The 488-nt window shown below is 66.6% G+C and carries 1 protein-coding gene; it reads left to right on the top strand.

Annotated features, from left to right (window positions below; all coding sequences use genetic code 11):
* Positions 1 to 185: 185 nt before the first annotated feature.
* On the top strand, positions 186 to 488 hold a 303-nt coding region (locus tag ACFYWM_RS33785; protein WP_389922239.1), incomplete at its 3' end, for a hypothetical protein.

Genomic DNA, 488 nt, shown 5'->3' with positions numbered 1-488 from the left:
CCGTGTACGTGCCCGTACACGTCGTCGAGGTCTGCGGCGCCAGCGTCGTCACCGGACACGTCACCACCGGAGGCGCACCCGAACCCGAGAACGACGCATCCGCCACGCTCAAAGCCGTCAACGTCGCGTTACCGGTATTCATGATCATGTACAAATAGGTGACCGTCTGACCGGCCGCCGTCACCGTGCTTGGTGTCGCCGTCTTCGACAGCGCCAGGCTGGGGGCCGTCTCGGCCGTCACCGTCGACGTCGACGAATCAGACGCCGCCGGCGGACCCGTCGGCGGCGTCCCCGACGCCACCGCCGTGTTCACGATGGAACCGGCGTCGATGTCGGCCTGCGTCGTCACATACGTACCGGTGCAGGTCGTCGTGGCCTGGGGTGCCAGTGTCGTCACCGGACACGTCACCACCGGAGGCGCACCCGAACCCGAGAACGACGTATCCGCCACGCTCAAAGCCGTCAACGTCGTGTTACCGGTGTTGACG

The organism is Streptosporangium sp. NPDC002721, assembly GCF_042888905.1.
In the GTDB taxonomy this organism is placed as follows: Bacteria; Actinomycetota; Actinomycetes; order Streptosporangiales; family Streptosporangiaceae; genus Streptosporangium.
This window is presented reverse-complemented; position numbering and strand designations above follow the sequence as displayed.